Annotated in this window: 10 protein-coding genes; 2 read left to right on the top strand and 8 right to left on the bottom strand. The window is 62.9% G+C overall.

Annotation, left to right across the window (positions count from 1 at the left end; genetic code table 11):
* Positions 1-14 precede the first annotated feature (14 nt).
* Together pyk and J6497_RS14730 are read left to right on the top strand one after the other, a co-directional pair.
* Positions 15-1,427 (top strand): pyruvate kinase, encoded by a 1,413-nt coding sequence (pyk, locus tag J6497_RS14735; protein ID WP_376708206.1) that lies wholly within the window; start codon positions 15-17, stop codon positions 1,425-1,427.
* Positions 1,428-1,617: 190 nt separating this feature from the next.
* Complete coding sequence (locus J6497_RS14730) at positions 1,618-2,679, top strand: Gfo/Idh/MocA family protein (RefSeq protein WP_225704986.1); 1,062 nt, start codon at positions 1,618-1,620, stop codon at positions 2,677-2,679.
* 276 nt (positions 2,680-2,955) lie between these two features.
* Here the strand turns inward: J6497_RS14730 and J6497_RS14725 are convergent, their stop codons facing one another.
* From J6497_RS14725 to J6497_RS14690, 8 genes are all read right to left on the bottom strand, one after another.
* Complete coding sequence (locus J6497_RS14725; RefSeq protein ID WP_225704985.1) at positions 2,956-14,718, bottom strand: filamentous hemagglutinin family protein; 11,763 nt, start codon at positions 14,716-14,718, stop codon at positions 2,956-2,958.
* Positions 14,719-14,923: 205 nt separating this feature from the next.
* Entirely contained in the window at positions 14,924-15,919 is a 996-nt protein-coding gene (locus J6497_RS14720; RefSeq protein WP_225704984.1) for a FecR family protein, read from the bottom strand.
* Positions 15,912-16,505, bottom strand: coding sequence for an RNA polymerase sigma factor (locus tag J6497_RS14715; protein WP_225704983.1), 594 nt, complete (start codon positions 16,503-16,505; stop codon positions 15,912-15,914). The genes J6497_RS14720 and J6497_RS14715 overlap by 8 nt, the downstream gene beginning before the upstream one ends.
* Positions 16,506-16,545: 40 nt before the next feature.
* On the bottom strand, positions 16,546-17,250 hold the full coding sequence (locus J6497_RS14710; protein ID WP_225704982.1) for an STN domain-containing protein: 705 nt from the start codon (positions 17,248-17,250) through the stop codon (positions 16,546-16,548).
* Between the two features lie 566 nt (positions 17,251-17,816).
* Entirely contained in the window at positions 17,817-18,263 is a 447-nt protein-coding gene (locus J6497_RS14705) for a Zn-ribbon domain-containing OB-fold protein (RefSeq protein WP_225704981.1), read from the bottom strand.
* Complete coding sequence (locus J6497_RS14700; RefSeq protein ID WP_225704980.1) at positions 18,260-19,447, bottom strand: thiolase C-terminal domain-containing protein; 1,188 nt, start codon at positions 19,445-19,447, stop codon at positions 18,260-18,262. Before J6497_RS14700 ends, J6497_RS14705 begins: the two co-directional genes overlap by 4 nt.
* Positions 19,447-20,736, bottom strand: coding sequence for a CaiB/BaiF CoA transferase family protein (locus J6497_RS14695; protein ID WP_225704979.1), 1,290 nt, complete (start codon positions 20,734-20,736; stop codon positions 19,447-19,449). Before J6497_RS14695 ends, J6497_RS14700 begins: the two co-directional genes overlap by 1 nt.
* An 80-nt stretch (positions 20,737-20,816) precedes the next feature.
* Complete coding sequence (locus tag J6497_RS14690; protein ID WP_225704978.1) at positions 20,817-22,040, bottom strand: ABC transporter substrate-binding protein; 1,224 nt, start codon at positions 22,038-22,040, stop codon at positions 20,817-20,819.
* Positions 22,041-22,046: the final 6 nt, after the last annotated feature.

Here is a 22,046-nt window from a genome sequence, read left to right as displayed (position 1 = left end):
GGGAGCACATGGTCATGCGTTCTCGACGGGCAAAAATCGTCGCTACCGTTGGCCCCGCCAGCGCTTCGCCAGAGATGCTTAAGGCGCTGTTTCTCGCAGGCGTAGACACATTCCGTCTCAACTTCAGCCACGGAACCCATAAGGATCATGCAAATGTCCATGCCGCGATCCGGGCACTCGAGCGGGATATGCACCGCCCGATCGGCGTTCTGATGGATCTGCAGGGGCCGAAAATTCGCGTTGGCGCCCTGCGCGACAAGAAGATCACGGTTCGGCCTGGTGAGATCGTTCGCTTTGTTCGCTCCGGATCGGAAGGAGACGGCAAGGCTATACCCTTGCCGCACCCGGAAATCTTTGCGGCCCTTGCGCCCGGCGACGATCTTTTGATCGATGATGGCAGGGTGCGCGTTCGCGCGACGGGACTGGGCAATGACTACATCGCGGCCGAAGTCATTGTCGGTGGTGCGATCTCGAACCACAAGGGCGTCAATTTGCCCGGAACGATTCTCGACCTGTCGCCGCTCACCGCAAAAGACCGCACCGATCTGGAATTCGGCTTGGGCCTTGGCGTGGACTGGGTGGCTCTCTCATTTGTGCAGAAGCCATCGGACATGATCGAAGCACGGGCTCTGATTGGCGGGCGCGCCGGGCTCATGGCGAAGATCGAGAAGCCCGCCGCACTCGAGCGGATCGATGATATTATCCAGATGTCGGATGCGATCATGGTTGCGCGCGGCGATCTCGGGGTCGAGATTCCGCATGAGGAGGTACCGGCTCGCCAAAAGGAGCTGGTACGCGCCTGCAGGCTGGCCGTCAAACCGGTGATCGTCGCCACTCAGATGCTCGATTCAATGGTGGCAGCACCAACACCCACGCGTGCCGAGGCGTCAGACGTCGCGACTGCAATCTATGACGGCGCGGATGCGGTGATGTTGTCGGCGGAATCTGCAACGGGCCAGTACCCGCGCGAAGCCGTCGAAATGATGGACCGCATCATCCGCAGCACGGAGCAGCACAAGATGTATCGCTCGATCATCGAAGCAACCCAGCCCGATGAGGAACAGACTCCGCCGCATGCGGTTGCCGCGGCGGCGGCCGACTTAGCCTCCGCGATCCGTGCGGCGGCCATCGTCGCCTATACCTCGAGCGGGACAACGGCCGCACGTGTTGCGCGGAAGCGACCCAGGGTGCCGATCCTGGCCACGACGACCAGCGTGGAAGTGTCCCGTCGTCTCTGCCTCTTGTGGGGCGCACACAGCGCGCCTTCCGAGCACGTGCAAAGTTACGAGGAGATGGTCAGCCGCGCGACCGAGCTTGCGAAACGGGAAGGCTTCGCCGGCGCCGGTGATACTTTGGTGGTGGTTGCCGGCATACCGTTAGGCCAGGGCGGAACGACCAACAACCTGCGCGTCGTTTCGGTCTCCTGATCCGCTGGAGCAGGAAATGATGAAACAGGAGAGAGATGGGTTCAGCCAAAAAAACGATTCCCGAACCATTCGAGCCGGGAACGTGCGGCGTCCCAATTGACTTGATCTACTGGAACCTTTGCTAATATGGAGCCGGGAGCGTCGTATCATTGTCGCCCCCGCGTAGTCTCCGCGCCGAAAAGGAGGCTCAATGATCAGGTTCGGCCTGCTAGGATGCGGGCGTATCGCCAGGCGCCATTCCGATCTGCTCGGCGACAATCGTATCGAGGGCGCAGCGCTCGCGGCTGTGTGCGACCTAGTGCGCACCCGCGCGGATGCGGTCGCAGCGAAGTTCGGCGTTGCCGCCCATTACGACATCGATGACTTTCTCGCCCGCAGGGACATCGATGCGGTCGCGTTGTTGACCCCGAGCGGCATGCGTCGCGAGCACGTCATCGCCTGCGCGAAGGCCGGCAAGCACGTCGTGGTGGAAAAGCCGATGGCGCTGCGGCTACAGGACGCTGACGACATGATCCGTGCCTGCGACGAGGCCGGCGTCAAGCTTTTCATCGTCAAGCAGAACCGCTTCAATGTTCCCGTGGTCAAAGCACGCGAGGCGCTGGAGGCCGGCCGCTTCGGTAAGCTCGTGCTCGGCACAGTGCGCGTGCGCTGGTGTCGCGATCAGGCCTACTATGACCAGGACAGCTGGCGTGGCACTTGGGCCTATGACGGGGGCGTGCTCACCAATCAGGCGAGCCACTACATCGACCTGCTGGAATGGTTTTTCGGCGATGTCATTAGCGTTCATGCCCGCGCGACCACCGCCTTGGTGCGAATCGAGGCCGAGGACACGGCGGTCGCGACGTTGAAGTTCAAAAACGGCGCGCTCGGCGTCATTGAGGCGACCACCGCCACGCGGCCGACAGACCTCGAAGGATCGCTCTCCATTCTCGGCGAAAAGGGGGTAGTCGAAGTTGCGGGCCTTGCAGTCAACCAGATTCGACATTGGCGTTTCGTTGACGAACTGCCGTCGGACAAGGACGTGATCGAGAAATTTTCAATCAACCCGCCGAACGTCTATGGGTTCGGCCATCAGGCCTATTACCAACACGTCGTCGATTGCCTGGTGAACCAGCGCGCCGCGCTGGTTGATGGACTCGAGGGCCGCAAGAGCCTGGAACTGATCTCGGCGCTCTATGAATCGATCGAGACCGGGCAGGAGGTAGCGCTTCGCTTCACGCCGCGTCTGGGCCGATTGGGTGTCGTATCGTAAACCAGCCGGAGCGGCTTCGGATCGGCATCCGCGATGCTCAATTTGACGGGCGATGATTTCGTGGAACGGCACCGGACGAGCTGAGTTGGACTTCTGTGACCGCTCATTGCGCGAGACTTGTCGACGGATGAGCAGCGACGACGGAACGTTGGACAGTCCATGCTCGCCGCAATGATCCCTGTAGGCCCGCCCATCGACCCTCCCCGTTGGCCGGTGATCGGCACGCCGTTAAGTGGCAGAGGCCGATGCCGCGTATAGCCCTCGTTTCGGTCGGTCTCAGCGTCCAATCCGTTTGCGCCTCTCGTCGGCTAATTCACGAAATTGCTCTTCCGTGAGATTGCCGGCACCGACGATCTGATAGCGACTTTTCGGATCCTGAATCTGGCTGCGGCGTTCTTCGTCCTGCGGGCGCCGTTGTTCTTCACGGTTGCTCCCACCACCGCCGCCGAAGCCGAGGAATTCGACCATGATGATCGACGGCTGCGCGTCGGCAGGTCCCTGCTGAGGTGTCTTTGCCTGTTGCGACGCGGCACCGGCGGTGTTGGACGCAGCCAACGCGCCGCTGACATTCGGCGCCTGCACTGTCGGAATGCCGGTCGCGGAGCCCTGCACCTGGATATTGCCGGCGTTGATGATCTGCAGCGCCGCAAGGTTGACATTGCCAGAGACGCGAATGCCCGCCTCGCCGGCATCAATCGTACCGAGCGGCGCGATCAAATCGATGTCGCCGGGCGGCACTTCCGGGATCGGACTAAGCGTGGCAATGCCTGCGCCCGAGCTCGGCGCCACCGGCGAGAGCGCCACACTGCCGTACTTGTCGTAGACGCGCCGGGGCGGGGTGTACAATACGGTGGTCTTGGCACCACGACCGGCGTTGATGTCGCCTTCGGCAGACCAGGCGAGGATGTCGCCCCCGAACGTGGTCATGATGCGCGAGAGGCCGAGCAGGATGCTTTCTTTCGCGTAGATCTGGATATCGCCAGACCCCTGTGTCATCACGCCGGCGGTTGCCGGCGGCGCCTTGCCCTCCACGCCGATGATGACCTGCCCGCCCGGTGCGATCAGCTGGATGTCGCCGCCGAAATTCGTGCGCACACCCGAGCCGTCGAACATGACGATATCGCCCGCCTGCTGGATGGGCTTGCCGTTCTCGTCCGTCTCCGGAAACAGGGTCGCGATCATCTGACGGCCGCGCAGGTAGGAGCCATAACGCGAGCTCGATTGATCGTTGTATTCACGTCCGCCTTCACGCAACTCGGCGAAGTAGACCTGGCGCAGGAAGATGTTTTGCTGCTCAGCGGCAAGCGTCGCGAAAAATGCCGGTGCCTCGTCGGCTATTCCCGCAAAGCCGTAATACTCCGAGAGCCACGCGGCGAGTTCGGCCGTGTAGACCTTGGCCACTTTGCCGGGCTGGTCGGCCAACGGTATTCCGTTTTGCGCCAAATTGGCCGGATTCAGATAGCGCGCAACAAGGGCGCTGTAGTCCGGCTCAGCAGCACCGACACCCCCCTGCACCACGATGCCGGCACCGGGCCGCAGATCCCCCGGCACAAGCGGACCAATACTGGTGAGCGATCCGTAGTCGGCCTGATAGACGTTGCGGCCGGCGGAGACGAGCAGCGTGCCGGGACCGGCGATCTCGAAGTGTGCGAAGATGATGTCGCGACCAGCCGACACGATCGACACGTCGGTGTCTCGGTTGTTGAGGATCACGCCGCTGGTGTTGAAGATGTCGCGCCCCGCGCGCAGCCATGCTTGCTTGCCGGCGACGTGATAAGTGATCTGACCTGGCCCCGCCAGCTCACTCTGGCCGACCTGGACATTGGCGATGTCGCCCGCGACGGCGTAGAAGCGTATTGGCTCGGGGTCGTCGATATGAAGATTGCCGAACGGTGTGCCGACCTGCATGCCGACATAACCTGGGATCCACGCGTATTTGTCACCCCGGCCATTGATGGAATTCGAAGCGAGGAATTCCAGTTGCCCAATCGGCGACGGCAACAAATCCATTGGTCCGGATAGAAGGATGTTGCCATGCGCCGCTGTCACCGAGAGCGAGGGAACGACCGGCTGCAAGAAAACGTTCAGACCGCCCGGGCTGATGTCGCCGCCTGCCGAGAACAGTGTTGCGCCTGTCGTGTCCGTCCACAGATCGCGGACAGCATAAGCGTCAGTGACGAGATCGGTCCTGCTGTCGGCGGTCACCGCCCCGTCGCCGACGTTGAAGGTCACCCGGCCGTACATAACCGACTTATAAGACGCGAGCGGATCGATGGGACGCGGATCGCCGGACCGCGGCAACGGGTAGCCACTTTCGGGGACACCATGGAGTGCGGCAAGGGCGGTGCCGACGGCGCCGGCGCGCACATCGATATTGCCACGAAGATTGGTGAGATCACCGTACAATCTCTCTTCGAGGTTCAGGTTCATTCCCGGATTGAGGCGGCCGGCGATATCGACCGTTAATGTACCGCCACCGCTACGAACGACCGCACCACTGGCGCCGATGCGCCCGCTGCTGCCGATCGCCGCCGACAACGCCGTCGTACTCATGACAGTCACGTCGCCGATGCTGCTCTCTCCGGCGTCTCCGCCGGCGCGCAAGATCACGTTGCCGCCGCCGAGCGCGCCGATGCCGGCAAAGCCGCGCATCACCAGCGTCTCGGTACCGACAGCGTAGGTTCCGAAATTGATGCCCCAGCTTCCTTGCTGGCTCCAGGACCAGTTTTCGATGTCGGAGGACAGCACGCCATCGTTCCAACTGAACTGGTTCATGACAATACGGCCGCGAATATCTCCCCTCGCCGCCAGCAGCACATCGCCGCCGTGCTCGGTGAAATAGACGCCGATGGGGTTTAACGCCGCCTCGTAGGCTGCATAGTCCGGGCCGAGCACGGTGCCGTCACTGCGAGTTTCGCGCGCGAGGCCCCCCACAGCGGTGCCGGCGGTGTAGACGCCGAACAGCGACTCCTGGCGGTAGTCGCCGGCAGCCAGCAGCTCGATATTGCCAGTGCCGGTGCGCAGTACGCTCGATGCCTCCTGACCGCCGTCGATCCCGGTGCCGTGAGGATCCTTCAACACGATGTTGCCGGCAGTGCGTTGCGTTTGGATCGCACGCGTGTCGGCAGCGCCGAGATCGGCACCGGCCACGTAGCGCGTCGACCAGGATAGCGAGCCCGGGGCCAGCATCGGCGCCACAGCCCACATCTTGCCTTGCCGCGTCGACGTGTAGCTGATGGTCGCCTGGCTCGGATCGCCGTCCACGGTCACAACCGTGCCGGCAGCGATGCGAATGGTGCCATACAGTTCACCTCCGAAAATGGTGTCCCCGGGCCCATACGTGGCGTAGTCATCGCTGATCATGCCCGAGACCACGACCGGATCGTTCGCGCCGGGCGCGGTGACCGGGAAGATGAAGACATTCATCCCATAGGGTTCATAAAACGGCGCCGTGAAGACGACCTCCTCGGCGATCGGCTGCCCGCCAATGAACGTGAGCGTCTCCCCAGGAAAGCGGCCGTCGTCGGGTGTGACCGGCGGCGGCGCGAAGCCGTCATTGATGCTGCCATTGATTTTGAGATTCCCGCCGGCGCGCATCACCACGACACCCGGTTCGCCGGAGCCTCGCCGTGCGGGATCGGCATTCGGACCGTAGCGATAGCCGGCGAGGTCGAGATCGCCGACGACAGTGATGTCGCCTGTGGCCGTGAGCTCGATCCCGGGCCGCAGATGGAAGGCATCGCCGTAGGCCCTGAGTCCGGACAACCTGTTCAGCAACGCACCATTGGCCCAAGCCGCGTCGATGAATGCGGTGCTGTCGCCGTGAATCGCATCGAGCAGGCTTTGGTTGACGATTCCATCGGCCAATTCGTAACGGTGGAAACCGTTGACCGCGATGCTGCCGGCGCCCCAAATGTTGAGCGGGCCGGCGGCCTCGACCGCGATGTCGTTGGCGCCGGCGCCTGTGCCGTTGGCTCCGCCGCGTCGTTGCGCGTTGATCTCGATCTGGCCGCGCGCCACCGCATCGGCGGATCGAAGATCGATGGTGGCGCCTGACGCAAGGCGTACCGTGCCTTGCGCGGACGTCAGCTCCACATGGCCGCGGTTCGACGCTTCGATCGGCTTCCCATAGCCGTCGACCTGCAGCACGGTGCCGTGCGCGTCGAGGACGGCTGTAGGCGCAAGCACGAGATCGTCGCGCGCGGCGAGGCGAATGATGCCGACTGTCTTGCCACTGGCGTCGATCCGGCCATTGACTGTCAGGCTGCCGCCGTCGACCGAAATGTTCACCTCGTTGGCGCGTACGTCGTCGCCGATCGCCAGATCGCCGGTCTTGATCACGAAGGTGCGCGAACCGAAGAAGCCGCCATCATTCAACGTCGCATTCAAGCCCGCGAAGTCTGCGAAAGAACGTGCGCGGCCATCGAAGCCGCCGGATCGGAAGTCACCCGTGCTCGATCCGCGAAGCGTGCCATTCAATACCAAGGTGCCGTTCGCGCCCAGAGCAATCGCCTCGACCGAGCCAGCCTGATTGCGGACCGCGGATACGTCGATGACAGATCCGGCATGCTGTGTGATTGCGCCGTCTGCGCTCGCCATCGCGAGGTCGCCGCCCCAACTATATTTGGTCACGTCGAAGAAGGTGACGGCGCGCCCCGACAGATCGATCCGTGAACGCTCGGTGAGCGTCACATCGCCCGTCGCATTCAGCTCCAGCCGGCCGCTCGGCAATGCAATCGCGGTGTCGATGTTGATGGCGCTGCCGTTGAAGTGAAGCTCCCCGCCGAGTGCATTGACAGCTGCAGTGTTTATAGCCCCGCCCCCCGGCGCGCGTGCCGTGATGGCGCCGCCGGCCGTGTAGGACATGAAGCCGCCGGCTTCTGCCGTCAGCAGCGGCGTCGTGATGTTGAGCTCGCCGCCCGCATAGGTCTGCGCATTGGTGCCCGTATGATAGACCGAGAGCGTACCACGGTCCTTGGCCGTGATCCGATCCGACGCCGTCAGATTGACGGTTGCAAAGCCGAGGGCAAGACGGTCGAGCGCGATCTCGTTCTGGTTGCGCGTGTACGGATCATAACCGAACATGATCTCGCGCGCGTCGATCGCCAATGTGCCATGACCGGTCCCCGGTCCGCCGGGCCGCACCGCGCCTGGCGATAGACTGACGAAAGGACTCGCAGATGTCCCCAGTCCGGAGGTTACGCCGTTCCAGATCAACGTATCGACGGCAAGTGTCACAACGTCGCCCTGCGTACCCCAGCCGTAAATGGCGGGCGTGTTGAGCACCATCATGGTGTTGCCGCCGTCCCTGCTGCGCGCATCGAGCGTGACGTCGCCAATGAAATTGAGCGAAGAGCCGACTGTCAGCGTCAGCCGCTCGACGCGCGCCAGCGCCGGATCAGCAGGCGCCAACAGCCGATCGAGCGTCGATTGGGTCAACAGCCAGCCGGAACCGAGCGCCCCGGCGGCATTGGCGGCCGCGAGCGACGCGTCCGTTCCGACGTTGATCTCCGGCAAGCTGAGTGTGAGATAGCGCGCATTGAGCGCGACATTGGCACCGAGATTGAGCCCGAGGCTCGACGAGACCACGATGGTGCCGAGTGTGCGAAGCGCTGCGCCATCTTCGATGGTGACCGTACCTGCCGTGCTCGTCACCGGCGGCAGAAAATTCAACCATCCATTGGCGACGGAGAGAATGGCGCCGGCCGTTGCAGAGTTTCCGTTGACCGAATTGCCGAAGATATAGCCATCTCTCGAATCGAGGACATCGGTGCTCCCGCGCGTGGTGTCGAGCACCGCTCCATCTTGAATCTGGATGGTGTTCTTCGCCAACAGCAGGATCTGGCCGGCTTTCAGAACCGCGCCGGCGCGGACATAGACATTATTTGTATTAGCGGCGAAAAAGGTACGCGCGCCATTGCTGTCCGTTTGGCCGGCACCGGAATAGTAGATATACTCACCGCCGATCAACAGCGTGCCACCATTGAAGCGCGAGAGATCCTCCGTGTCGATCGACGCCATGCCCGGCGTGGCGGCAGCGCCCACGGCTTTGAGTTCGATCGAGCCGGTCCCGTCAACCGCCAGAATGCCGGCACGGCCGCCTTTGGCAGGATCAAAAAGCGCGGTGCCCTCAAAAGACAGAATCTCACCGGTGGCGGCCCCGAGGTCGAGCTTGACGACTTGGCCATCGATCGGCAGGCGCGGCCGCGCCAGGCCGAACGTCGCCGCATTGGCGATGGCGAAGTCGCTGTAGCTCGTCTCGCTATAGCGAGAATAAGTCCGCACGCTGTTGGCTGGAGTCAAAATGATCTGGCGCATGAGAGCCGAGCGGAAACCGGTATTCGCGATGCCGAGTGTGCCGCTGGTCACGTATGAGCCATTGCCTAAGGCCACCGCTCCGAACATTGCGGTGCTACTGCCGCCGATCTCGATGCGGTATGCACCGGGATGCAGCGCATAGGTCGACGGCAACAGCGTATAGGTGCCTGCGGGCAACCCACCGGCCGGCCGTTGCAATGTAATCTGCTGGCCGACCAGCGGATCGCCAGCTCCATTATCGGGCGCTAGCGGTGCATAGCTGCTAACATAGCTGGGCAGGAGGGCATAAACGCGATTTGATGTCTTGCTGTATGTGTTCGCGGGATTGGCGTTGACGAGCGGCGTTTCACGCACATCCACCGAACCGCCTCGTCCGCTCACGAAAGCCGCGCCGGTGAGTTCGCTACCGCCGGACAAATCGAGCAGCGAGCCCGGGTCGGCAACGATACGATTGCCTTTCACCGTGACGCCAACAGCCTGCTCTCCTGCCGGGCTGAGCGAACCGAGATCCGCGAAAACCACATCGGCCCCATTATATTTATAAGACAGACCATCGGTGGTTCCGCCGTAGGGCACAATGAGGCCGGCAGCGGTGGTTGACGTGATGCTGCCGCTGCGCAGCGTGACGGTCATGGGAGGCTGGGGCGTGAATTCATTATCGGGAGCGAGAGCGAAACACCCTGGACAGACCGATGCGACATTGCCCAACACGACGCTACCCAACGGCGCGCGCACGATGCCGCCCTGGTCGATTGTCGTCGCGATAAAGCCCAATGCACCAAAAACAGATTGGGGAAGCGCCGGATTGGTGCCATTGCCGCGAATGGTCAAAGTGCCTTCCGCATTGCGCACGATGCTTTGGAAATTTTTGGTCATTCCGGCAGCGATGGTGGTGGCGGCGCCGGTCGTCGGATAGAGTTGCGCCGCCTCGATCGTGATGTCGCCACCGCTGGCAAAAACTCCGCTGCCGAAACGAACGTCGCCACGGCTGACGAGTTCGATCGAATCGAATCCAGGAGCATCGATCATGTGGTTGATGATCGGCGCCGGCTCTATACCCGTCTGATATATCCCGGAGACGCCCGAGAATACCCGATTGCGCATGTCGATCAGATCGGCGGTGACTGTCAGCACCCCGCGGTTGGTATCCGATGGCTGCCAGCCCAGGAGGCCCGGATAAGCCAGGCCGGGTGGGATATCGACGACCGTCGCGCCATCCAGGAGCACATAAGGAGCCGACAGCGAAACGCGCGCATCCAGAGTCGAGGGCGCCACGGACAGCGCACCGCGATAAAGCGCGAGGCTCTGGCGTGTGGACAGGCTGACATTGCCTTCGAAGCGGAAGACGTCGCGGCTCCAAAGTGCAAGATTGTCGAAGCCGCCCTCGGCGACCTGCGACGCACTCACATAGGCTCTGCCGTCGACGAGCGATGCATCGTTCGCGCGCGGCCGGAGATCGGACGGCAATGGACTCCGAGCGCGGTCCTGGGTGATCGTGAAGATGCGCGGGCCGGTCGCGGTCCAAGGATTGTAGTACGGCGTTTCCAGAGCGAGAGTCAGAGTACCGCCAGCGGCACCGGCACCGCCAGGCACCGCACGCATCGTGCCATCGATATAAAGTCCGTTCTGCGAGGCAATCAGGATGGAGCCGCCGTTGCTCGCCGCATCGATCGGCTGCCAACCCGCAATCGCGCCGGCCCCGACCAAGAGATCGATCGCCGCATGCGTGCCGGACGCATCGAGCACGGCACCTGGCCGGATGACGACAAGCGACTGGGTCGCCGGCAGCATGCCCTTGCTGTCAGGAGTGAGCGACGCGATACCGATCTTGATCGAGCCGCCATCACGAACGATGCCATAGCGGTGTCCCTTCATATCGACACCGCTGAGCGGGCGCGCGGCAACATCGAGCACCGCATGATCGCCGATCCAGATCGACTCACCGGGGAAGCCGGTCTGTTGATAGTCCGCCGAACCGAGATCGCTGCCGATGGTGATCGTGCCGCCCGCCGCCGTGACGGCGCCCTCGATGGTCGTTTGCCACAACGCGTTCAACGTGACCGAATGGCCATCATCCACCCTGATCGCCGAACCCGCGGCGAGCACCATGCCTTGCGCCGACGTCAGGGACAGGTCGGCACCACCGCGCTGCGTGAAACTGCCTGCCGAGCGGTCATCAAGGTAGAGCGGCGGCGTCCAAACTTCCATCGCCGCCGATGGATCTGCGCCGGTCGGCGCACTGAAGCCGGCCGACGACAATCGATAGACCGGCATCGTGACATCGAGCTGCATGCCGGGCGCGACGAGCAGACCGGTATTGCCTCTGATGTCGTATTTGGAAAACCCGCTCTGCAGCAGGTTCTGCTTGAGGTACTGAAGCGGCGCCACGGCCACCGATCTGCCCATGACCGCGCCGGCGCGAATGATCGTCCCGGCAGCAAAGACCACGTCCACAGGCGACGGATTGCCGGCACTCACGATCACCGTCGTCGGGACGATGGGTATCCCGCTGGGAAAGACGTTGGCGGGCACGACGTAGTCTAACGGAAAGACCTCTGTGCCACTGATAAAAGTTATGACTGATCCAGCCGGGATGATGGGCTGGTTTTGGGCGCCAACATACACATTGCCCCTGCCCTGAACAACCATATAGTAGCTGGTCACTGTCGATAGCGAAGGTGGAGGGGTCCAATCCGCTGCAAGGATCATAGGCGTCGTGATGTGCGGAGCCGCACCGATCGGTTGTCCTGGAGGCGCCACCGTGAAAGTGCGGATATAGTCGGCCGGCAAGATTTCGCCGGCGCGGACGCGGAATTCCTCCAAGGCTTTGAGATCGACGGGCGCTGTCTCGCCGGCGCTCAACACGCCGTTAGTCGCCAACACTTCGCCGCCGAGCACGACAGATGCGCCCGATCCCAACGTGAGTGTCCCGCCTCCCGCGGCACCGAGGCCGCTGATGTCGCCGTCGAGCGTGAGCCTTCCGACACCGGGCGCAACGCCGATCGGGACGGCGTCTGCCCGAAGAGTGACGTTTCCGCCGCGGCCGCCCGTGAAGTCATCCTTGTGCGAAATCAGGCCGCCTGATGACACATCGATCATGCTGCCTGTGGCGACGATTACGTCGCCGGAAGACACCAGGTGAACGTCGCCGCCATCGATGAAAGCCCGCTTGCTTTCGTCGGCGGGGTCATTGATTGCGTTCGCCCATAGTCCACGGGTGTCGAGCTTTGCTCCCTGCGATACCGTGATGGTCGAGACGCCGCCGGACGTCAGCACCTGCGTCATCGTCCCACCCACGGGCGTGCCCAATGTGAAATGGTTGGTCGCCGTAATCTCGCCGCTGCGAGCCGTGATGTCGGCCTTGATGTCAACGATCGGCGCAGTCAACGTAACCGAACCGCCGTCGGCAACTGACAACGGCGCATCAACCGTGATCTTGCCGCCGGTCGCGAAATCGATAGCGCCAAGCCCCTGCTGACTCAGATGTTGAGCATCAAACCACGCGGTGTTGGTGCGGTCAGCCGGCGGCGATACAGTCGTCAGATCGATAAACACTACATCCGTGTTGTAGACACCAGTGCGGCCAAGCGCGGTGTACTGACCGAGTGCGAGCGTTCCGGCGAGCGGCGCGGTGTTCTGCGAGAACTTGTAGCCATCGGTGACGCCGTCGGGACGCGCCTCGACTTGGCGTTGGCCTTGGATCACATCGGCCACGATCGTACCCGCGAAGACCGAGGTCGGCGTCGACAGATTGAGGCTGCCGGCATCGCGTCCCACCGTGTAGCCGTCCTCCCAGCGGACGCTGACCGCGCCTTTGTCAAGCGGGTTTGTCCAGGTTTCGGTGACGTTCCAGCGCTCGTGCTTGCGCGTAAAACCGCCGGCGACGCCATCGAGCAGCACATCCGCGCGCGCGTTGCCGATGTTGTAGATCCCGCCGTCGGCACCACGGAAATTTGTCGTACGGATATAGCCGCCCTGATACGTGACGGCGCCGCCGGAGATGTTGAAGATGGAGCCTGGCTGCGCCACCACTTCCGGGCCGGAAAGTGTGATAGTGCCGCCAAGCGCGGTCCACTCCCCGATCGTGTGCGCGGTGTTGTTGAGGTAACCCGAAACTTCGAGCAGCCCGCCCGGCGTATAGTACCGATCCGAGGCGTAGCCGCCGGTTCCCGCCGGGACCAGCACGAGATCGCGCACGTCGATCCACACATTGGCGTTCATCAGATTGCCGCTGTCGCGATTGACGGGCGCGTCACGGAGCTCGTTGCCCTGGACGTTCACCTTGATGTTGTTCACCGACATCGGCAGCAGCACGCTCCGCACGCCGGAAACGTCGATGGTGGCGCCAGTTTCGGTGACGATGCGCTGGCCCGCCGAAACGGTGACCTGCCCGCCCTGCGCCATCGTGGTCGAGCCGTTCTTGAACAGGACGTTGCCGCCGGTGACGATCTCGATACGCGACTGATCCTGTTGGTCCGCCAGCTTGGCAAGATTATCGAACTGTCCGAAATTCGCCTGCGCGCGGATGCGGTCCTGCGTCATCGACGCCGCGATCAACGCGTCGCGCTGCCTGTTGAGCGCGGTCTCGTCGCTGTCGAGCTCCGGCAGGATGGTGGTGACACTGGCACCGCCGAAGACAATGCTGCCATTTCTGTCGGCCGCTGAATTCAGGAGATGAATAGTGCCCCGCGTATTGACTGACGTGGTCGAGACCAGGGTTCCGTCTTGTGCGATGACCCTCCCGGCCAGCGTGATGTCGCCCTGCTGGCTGAAGATCAGGCCTGCGTTGGTGACACTGCCGCTCGTGCCGCTGCTGGAAATCACCGGCGCGATCTCACTGCCGCGGGTTGTCGAGAATTGATTGGCATCGGTGCCGTAGCCGGGCCGCAGGATGAAGTCGTTGCCGGCCGCGAGCAACGCCTGGCCCTTCGGCGTGGAGATCGATCCCGCGTTTTCAACGTTGCTGCCGAGCAGCATGACGAAGCGGCCGCCCTCTTTCACCGATTTCGGCGAGCGCGTGGTGAGCTCAGCGCCGGCCTCCACTGTCACCGATCCGGCCGCGCCAGTGAAGCTCGGGAGATAGGCGCCTGAGAGCTGCTGCGAGTAGATGCCGCGATCCAAGAACTGGTCATCGGTGATGTTGGCGGTCGCGGCGATCAGCGCGCCCACATTCACCTGCGACGCGCCGCCGAAGATGATGCCGTTGCGGTTGATGATGTAGACTTGTCCGTCGGCCCTGATCTGGCCGGCAATCTGCGAAGGACGCGCGCTCGGGTCGACCACGCGATTGAGCGCGGTCCACGAACTGTTGCCCTGCTGATCGAAATTGACCGTGGTCTCCTTGCCGACGTTGAACGTGGTCCAGTTGAGAATCGCCTTCTGCTGGGTCTGCTTGATGTCGACCTGCGTGCGGCCGTTAACCTGTGCCTGCGCCGGCAATTGCGCGCCGGTCCACACGCCGGATGACGTCCCCGCACCCGGCGCGACGACCAGGCCACCGGGAACAAGCCCGTTCGGGATCGCACTTTGCGTCTGCGATGCGAGATTGCGCGCGGCACTCTGGGCGGCCTGGATGGCCTGGATCGCCTGGGAGGCGCGCTTCAGGGCATCGCCCGCCTGCTGCGCCGCCCTTGCCGCGTCCTGCGACGCGGCTTGCGCGGCTGCAGCCGCGGCCGCGGACGGCGACGAGCCGCCGAGCGGGCGGGCTTCGGCTCCGGTCATGGCTCCGAGAAGGGCAACAGCGCTGACGCCGGCAAGCAGTGCTGAATGAGCGCGGGTTCGGCGGGGATGAAGTCGAAGGGCCGTGGTCTCGACAGGCATGGATACGCTTTCTCAGGCAATCGTTCTCGGCGGGGCAGCACGCGGATGCCCCCTCTCGATTCCTGGATCCCCGGACGGGCTCAGATCTGCAAAAAAAGTTGAGAGGTCATCCAAGCAGCAGGATGCCCCCCGGCAGCGCGGTCGCGTGGGCGCCGAATACCTCCTCGATCAGCGAAACGACGCGGCCGATGTTCTCGATCCTGAGCCTCGCGTTGAACAGGCGGCGCCCTAGGTCCTTGTTCGTCAAGATGATTCGCCCCGGTCGATATCGATTGACCTCCGCAATCACCTCGCCGATCGGTGTGGACTGGAAGACGACGATCCCGTCTCGCCAGGCCGAAACCGTGACAGGATCAACTGTGACGATTTGGCCCATCCGTTCGCTGGAATAAGCGATCTGCTGTCCAGGCGAGAGCGACAGCGCGGACATGCCCCGCTCGAGGCGCACATCGCCTGTCACACAGGTGACACAAGCGACCCGATCGTCGACCCGCACATTGAAACGCGCCGCTGCCGCGGCGATGCGGCCGCCGGCTGCGACGACTGTGAAAGGATCGGCGGTGTCGGATTTGGTGGAGATCATCGCCTCGCCGGCAATGATCTCGGCCTCCGTGCCACTCGCGCGCAGCGAAAGGCTGGTCCGCGTGTTCAGATCGATAGTGGCGCGATCCGCCAGCGTGATCTCGCGCTGCTCGCCGATTGCGGTCCTGTAGTCAGCAGCAAACTCCGACCACGACGGCCACAATCCGAGCGGAGGCCGGACAACGAGAATGGCGGCGCCCGCCGCGGAGGCTGCAAGCGCGCCGCCCAGAAAGGCACGGCGCCCGACGCCGGATTTGATGCTCGCGGCTGCATCGTGGGCACGCAAAGTCGGGCCTGCAAGAGCGTCGGCCGCCAAATCCTTGCCGACCGGCCCCAGGGATTTCCATGTCCGGCTCATCCGGCCGAAGGCCTCACGGTGGGCGGGGCTGCGAGCAACCCATTGTTTGAGCGCGGCAAGATCCGCCCGGTTCGCCCGCCCTTCTGCGAACCGCATCACCCACTCATAGGCCTCCTCGTCGATCGACGGGGCGCCGGACTGCGGAGCGCGAGAGCTATCCATGGCCATCCGTCGGTTCATCTGTTCGTTGGGCTTCCTCCTTATGAGATCCCTCGAGCAGCCTTGAACTGAATCGCGAAACGACATTCCGCTTGAGGCGCTCGGCGCAATGCAGCACGGCCTCTTTTAGCTCCAAGGCGACAAGACGTTCGGAGATATCGTGCTGTATCGCCACTTCGCGGATCGACAGACCTTCAAGTCGTACCGCAAACAAGATGTCCCGCCGGCGTGGCGTGAGCTCCTTGGTCGCCTGTGCCAGCAAGGCCCATTCGGCGCGGCCTTCCGTCACCTCTGCAGGCCCGGGCGCCTCATCAGCAAGGTCGAGCTCCTCGATCGCCTCGTCAAGCGTGACGACATCGCGCTCACGATGCAGGCGCTTGAGAGCGATATTGTATGCGATACGAAAAATATAGGATTGCGGGCGGAGCACCGGTCCAATGGGCGCGGCGCGTTCGAGCCTGAGCCAGGCCTCCTGCAGAGAATCGCCCGCGAGCTCGATCGATCCGAGGCGCTTCGTCAGCCGCAATTTCAAATCGTCGTAGCCCAAGAGAAATGCGCGGCGCAAAAGGGCGCGGCTCAGCTCAGTCATGCCCTTGAGCCCTTCGCATTGCGCCGCGCACGCCTCGACACTAATTGGTGGCCTGCCGCCGGCTGGTCGGACGGCATCCAGCCTGCTCGCGGCTTGACGGAGGAAAGATCACCATGGCAAGCGGCTGAGGCAATCCGGCCGGCACCGCGTGCCCGACTTCCAAACCCTGCAACCCTGGCAAAAGAACGCGCTGGCGATTGGCTGAGAGCCCGGGGCTCCACAGCTGCGCGCGCAAAACGCGGCCCGACGGATCCAGCCAGAAGCTGATCATGATCTCTCCATCGTCCGGCTTCGCGTCATCGGCTTTGCACAGAGCTTCCGTGACGCGGGCCTGAATGATGGCGAGATAAGGCTCGAAGCGGCCGAGCGCTGCAGTCTGTGAGACGGCAAGGGCGCGCGGTGTCTTGATGATGCTGATTGCGTCGCCGTATTGCGAGGTCTTGGGACCATAGCCGGTGCCACGCAATAACGCTTCCAGGGCGTCGATCGGAGCGAACGCGCCTTTGATCCCTGTCGAGCGCTGACCGAGCGCGAGCGAGCCGTCGTAAAATACCTCGAGACCGGTAGCTGCGCCGTAGGCCACCAGGGCTTCGGCCAGCGGCTGGGCTGGAATGTCAAATTGAACCTTCGCATGCGAAGACAACGACTCGGCGTACAGCGCCGAGCTAGCCGTCCCCCAGGCCAACGCCACAAACAATAAATATTGAGCACCCCGCCCACGCAAGATATCGACAGCTGGTGTCATGGAAACTGTCCAAGCCATAGTCTGCCTGGGCCACCAGCACAAATGCCGGTTCGCCAGACAGGCAGCCTCTCGCTTATCAAGCCAAGTTTTGCGAAGGTACTATGACAGCCGCGCCGTATCGGCCTTGCGTCGGCCGCCGAGCCGCGGCGCTCTTAAGATGCGTCTATGGTACGCCAAGGTTAGACGCGCAGCTCGATCGCGTCAGGAAACGGACCGCACCAGTTTCACACCAGAAACGACCTCGCCCGAATGCAACGAACGCGATCAAAATCGAACGAAAACGCCGCAAAATCAACGAAGCTAGTCTATATCCTCCCGCTCATAACGGTCTGGTTGCAGATTCGAGTCCTGCCCGGCCCACCAAGGAAATCGGCCGCTCATTCGCCCAAGCGAACCAAGCTTTTGGGCTCCTGAAGCCAAATGCTGAAAGCATTGGAAATCGGGATTTTAGCCAACAATGTCGCATAGCATCGACGAGCGCGCCCTCGGCAGCTGCAAAACCCGACCAGCCCTAAGCGCAAACAGGAGTAATTTCCGACAGAGCCGCTGATTTTGACCTAACTGCATTAGACCACTCGCCACTGCAGCAGGGAGTATGGCGGATCGGGATGATGCTCGAACACACCTTCGACATCCGCCCCGATCACGACTTCCTGCGTGGGATCGCCCAGCAGGTTGCCGACCATGCGCACGCCGCCGACATGCGGCAGTTCCACTAGCACTGCGATATAGGGACCATGCTGCGTCAGCGCGATATGCGAGGGGTGCCAAACGCGTTCCCAACTGTAGATACGGCCGCGCGGTTCGACCTCGGTCCAGTCCGGATCGAAGGCGTGACAGCGATGACAGATCCATTCCGGTCCGAACTGCCAAGTCTGGCAATAGCGGCAGCGCTGCACCAGAAGCCGGCTTTGCCGCAACCCGGCCCAGTACGGCGCTGACAGGCCATCGGGCTCGGCCACTGGAATCGGCAGGCCGTTCGGAAGATAGGTCGCGCTCGCCTTGCCGCTCATAACGTCCCTCCCGAGCCGAGGAGAAGATTGCTGACGGGGGTTACCATGGGACCGCCAATAACCATCGCCACATCGCTCCGTGCGGCCTGGTTTGACGACGCGCCGCGTACCTGGCGCACGGCCTCGAGCACAAGTTCGAAGCCGTGCATGTAGCATTCGGCGAGATTGCCCCCGCTGGTATTGAGCGGCAGCCGCCCGGAGGGAGCGATCAGGTTCTCAAGGGTGAGGAAGTCGTTCGCCTCCTCCGGCTTGAAAAAGCCATGCTCCGCCAACGCCATCACGACCCCGCCGGTGAAGTTCTCATAGCTCTGGACCACGCCGACATCGGATGGTCCGAGGCTGGCCATCCGGTAAAGGTCTGATGCGACCGTCTCGAAGCTGGCGCTGGCATAGAGCGGCGAATTGTGAGGAGCTGCGCCCGTACGATATCCCGATCCAACGGCCGCGCCGAGCACGTAGACCGGCTTGTGCCGGAATTCGTTCGCGCGTTCCTCGGGCACCAGCACGAGCGCCGCCGCACCGTCATTCTCCATGCAGCAATCGTAGAGATGAAAGGGTTCGGCGATCCAGCGCGATGCATCGTATTTTGCCGGATCGAGCGGCTTGCCGTGCATGACGGCACGAAGGTTCGCCTGCGCATGGTGATAGGACGCGAGCGCGATCGCGCGCAGGGCTTCCTGCCGCACGCCGTGCTCATACATGAAGCGGCGCACCCGCATGGCAAAGCGTTGTGGCGGCGCCAGCACGCCGTAAGGCATCAGGTACGCCTTCTCGCCCGAGATGGTATCGATGCCTGTGGTCTGCCCGAAGCGGCCATATTGACCCTGCGCCAGCGATCGAAACACGACCACGCAATCGGCAAGACCGGCCACGATCGACGCCGCCGCATTCGCCACCGCCGCGCAGCAACCCCCGCCGCCTCCGCCCCACTGCATCGTGGCGGCACGCAGCCTGCGTGTCCCGAGCGCGGCGGCAAGCCGCGAAGCATCGCTGCGATCGTCGCTATAGGACGCGAAGCCGTCGATGTCGCGCGGATCGAGCCCGGCGTCATTGCATGCCGCCAGGATCGCCTTCAGCGCGAGCTTGAATTCGGCATCCGGCGAAGCCCCGTGCCGATAATACGCCGTCTCGCCAATCCCGACGACGGCCACGCGGCCCCTGAGCGTCCGATCGGTTGGTCCCATTATGTCTGCTTTTCCGCCGACTGAAGCCGGCGATGGTCGCCCAGAGCCCCTGCTTCCGCAAGACCTGCAAGGCGGGCTTCGTCATAGCCGAGTACTTCGCGCAGCACTTCTTCCGTGTGCTGCCCTACGGCCGGTGCGGCGACGGGATCCGCGATCGGGGTGTGCGAATATCGGATCGGCAGTCTTACATTCGGGACCCATCCAACCGTGGGATGCGGGATGCGCGTCACGATCGCACGCTCTCTCGCTTCTGGAGAGCGAATGGCCTCGCCGACGCTGCGCACCTGCCCGCAGGGCACGCCCGCCACGCGCATCCGCGATTGCCAGTACGACCAAGGCTGTTGCGCGAAAGACTCGCCAAGGATCGCGAACAATTCGTCGCGCCGCCGAATGCGATCGGGTCCGGTGGCATAGGCTTCAGCCGAGGCCAGGTCGGGGCGACCGATCACCTGCGACATCAGCCGTTGAAAGATCTTGTCGTTGCCGCAGTTGATATAGAAGGAGCGGTCCTGTGCCTGAAACACGCCCGACGGGCAGGTGTCGGGAGACGTGTTGCCATGGCGCTGAGGATCCGCACCGCTGAACAAATGTTGCAGCGTCGCATAGCCGGTCATCAACACGGCATTGTCGAACAACGACACCTCAATGGCTTGCCCGAGCCCACTGCGTTCGCGTGCAACCACCGCACCGAGTATCGCGTTGGACGCCATCATCGCCGTGCTGATATCCATGACCGGCGACAATGCGCGTACGCCCTCGCGATCGGCGTAGCCGTTCATGGACACAAAACCACTCTCGACCTGCACGATCGGGTCGAAACCGAGCCTGTCAGCGGATGCGCCGTCACGGCCATAGGCCGACACCGAACAGTAGATGATCTCCGGTTTGATCTTGCGGCAACTCTCGTAGTCGAGACCAAGCCGTTTCATGACTCCAGTCGAGAAATTCTCGACCACCACATCCGCCTTGGCTATCAGCTCGCGCACGATCTTGAGGCCTTCTGCCGACTTCAGATCGACGGCCACGCTGCGCTTGTTGCGATTGGTCCAGAGAAACGGGGCGCCGTGCATGAGGTCGGGGTGCACGGGGGGATAGCGGCGAAGATCGTCGCCCTTCCCGGGCGTCTCGATCTTGATGACCTCTGCGCCCATGTCGGCGAGGATCATCGTGGCAAGGGGCCCAGCGATGAAGTGCGAGAAATCGATGACCCGGATCCCGTCCAGGGCTTTCGGCGCATTGGACGGACGCGACGTATGTTCCGGAAATTCCGCTTCAAGCTGATCCAGCATTGTTCCTACCCCATAGGTTTGTCGTTCAGATCTCCGAGAGAGACGCCGCGTTTGCGAACGCGCCTCCGCCAAATGCGCTGTCAGTTGTTCTTTGCCTGTTCGAGCAGCGCACATCCGCCGTCGTCGAGCGGCCGAAAGGCTTCAGGCCCGGTCAACACGCCTACCTGCTCCAGGAGATCCCATTTGCTCTTCGACGCTGCCGGTGATTTGACGCGGAATATGTACATGTTGTGGATGGCGCGCCCATCCGGACGGACGACCACCGGTCCGAACAGATCGTCGTCGATGGGCTCGCGCTTCATCTCGCGGATGATCGCCTGGGCGTCATTTGTTCCTGCAGCCAGTGCCGCATTCAAATAGGCCCGCACGGACGAATAGACGCCGGCGTGGAATGCGGTGGGCGAATGCCCGTGTCGCAGTTCGCCGAACCGCGCCGACCAGGCACGGCTGGCGTCGTTCAGGTCCCAGTAGAAGGGCTGGGTGATGATGAGTCCCTGCGCCACGGAGAGGCCGCTCGAATCCACGTCATTCGTCGTGGTGAGCAGCGCCGCGAAAGTGCGCCCGTTCTGCTTGAGCCCGAACTCCGAGGATTGCTTGATCAAATTGATCGTGTCGCCGCCGGCGGTGGCGAAGGCGATCACGTCGGCGCCCGAACCGTCTGCCTGCAGAATGAAGGATGCATAGTCGGCGTTGTCGATAGGAACATTGACGGATCCGACGACGGTGCCACCGCCCGATTTGATCACGGACGTTCCATCGCGAACCATGGATTTGCCCAGGGCATTGTCGGTTGCGATGAAATACCATTTCTTGCCGCCGTGATGCACGAGGTAGTCACCAATGGTGTGCGACGCGGCCCAACTGTCGAAGGTCCACTGGATGGTGTTGGGAGAACAGTACTTTCCGGTAAGATCGGACGAGGCCGCGCTTGAGGCGATCAGCCCTGCCTTGGTCCCGCGCACCACCTCATTTACGGCCAGGCCGACCGCCGAGTTCGGCACATCGGCGACCGCGTCCACCTTCTCCTGATCGATCCATCTCCGCGCGATGGCTGCGCCGATGTCCGCCTTGTTCTGATGATCCGCGGCAATGATCTCGACCTTGAAATCGGGATGCTGCCGCATGAAATCCCCGGCAGCCATTTTTGCAGATGTCACCGATCCCGCGCCGGCATTGTCCGAATAAGGGCCGGAGGCGTCGTTGAGGACGCCGATTTTAATCGATCGGGACGTCTGGGCTGAAGCGCCGCAGGAGACGCAGAGCGCGAGGAGGGATATTCCCAGTGAATACGACAGCGTTTTCATATGATG

The organism is Bradyrhizobium cenepequi (assembly GCF_020329485.1).
Taxonomy (GTDB): domain Bacteria; phylum Pseudomonadota; class Alphaproteobacteria; order Rhizobiales; family Xanthobacteraceae; genus Bradyrhizobium; species Bradyrhizobium cenepequi.
Note: the sequence above shows the minus strand (reverse complement) of the source record. Positions and strands in the feature narration are given on the sequence as shown.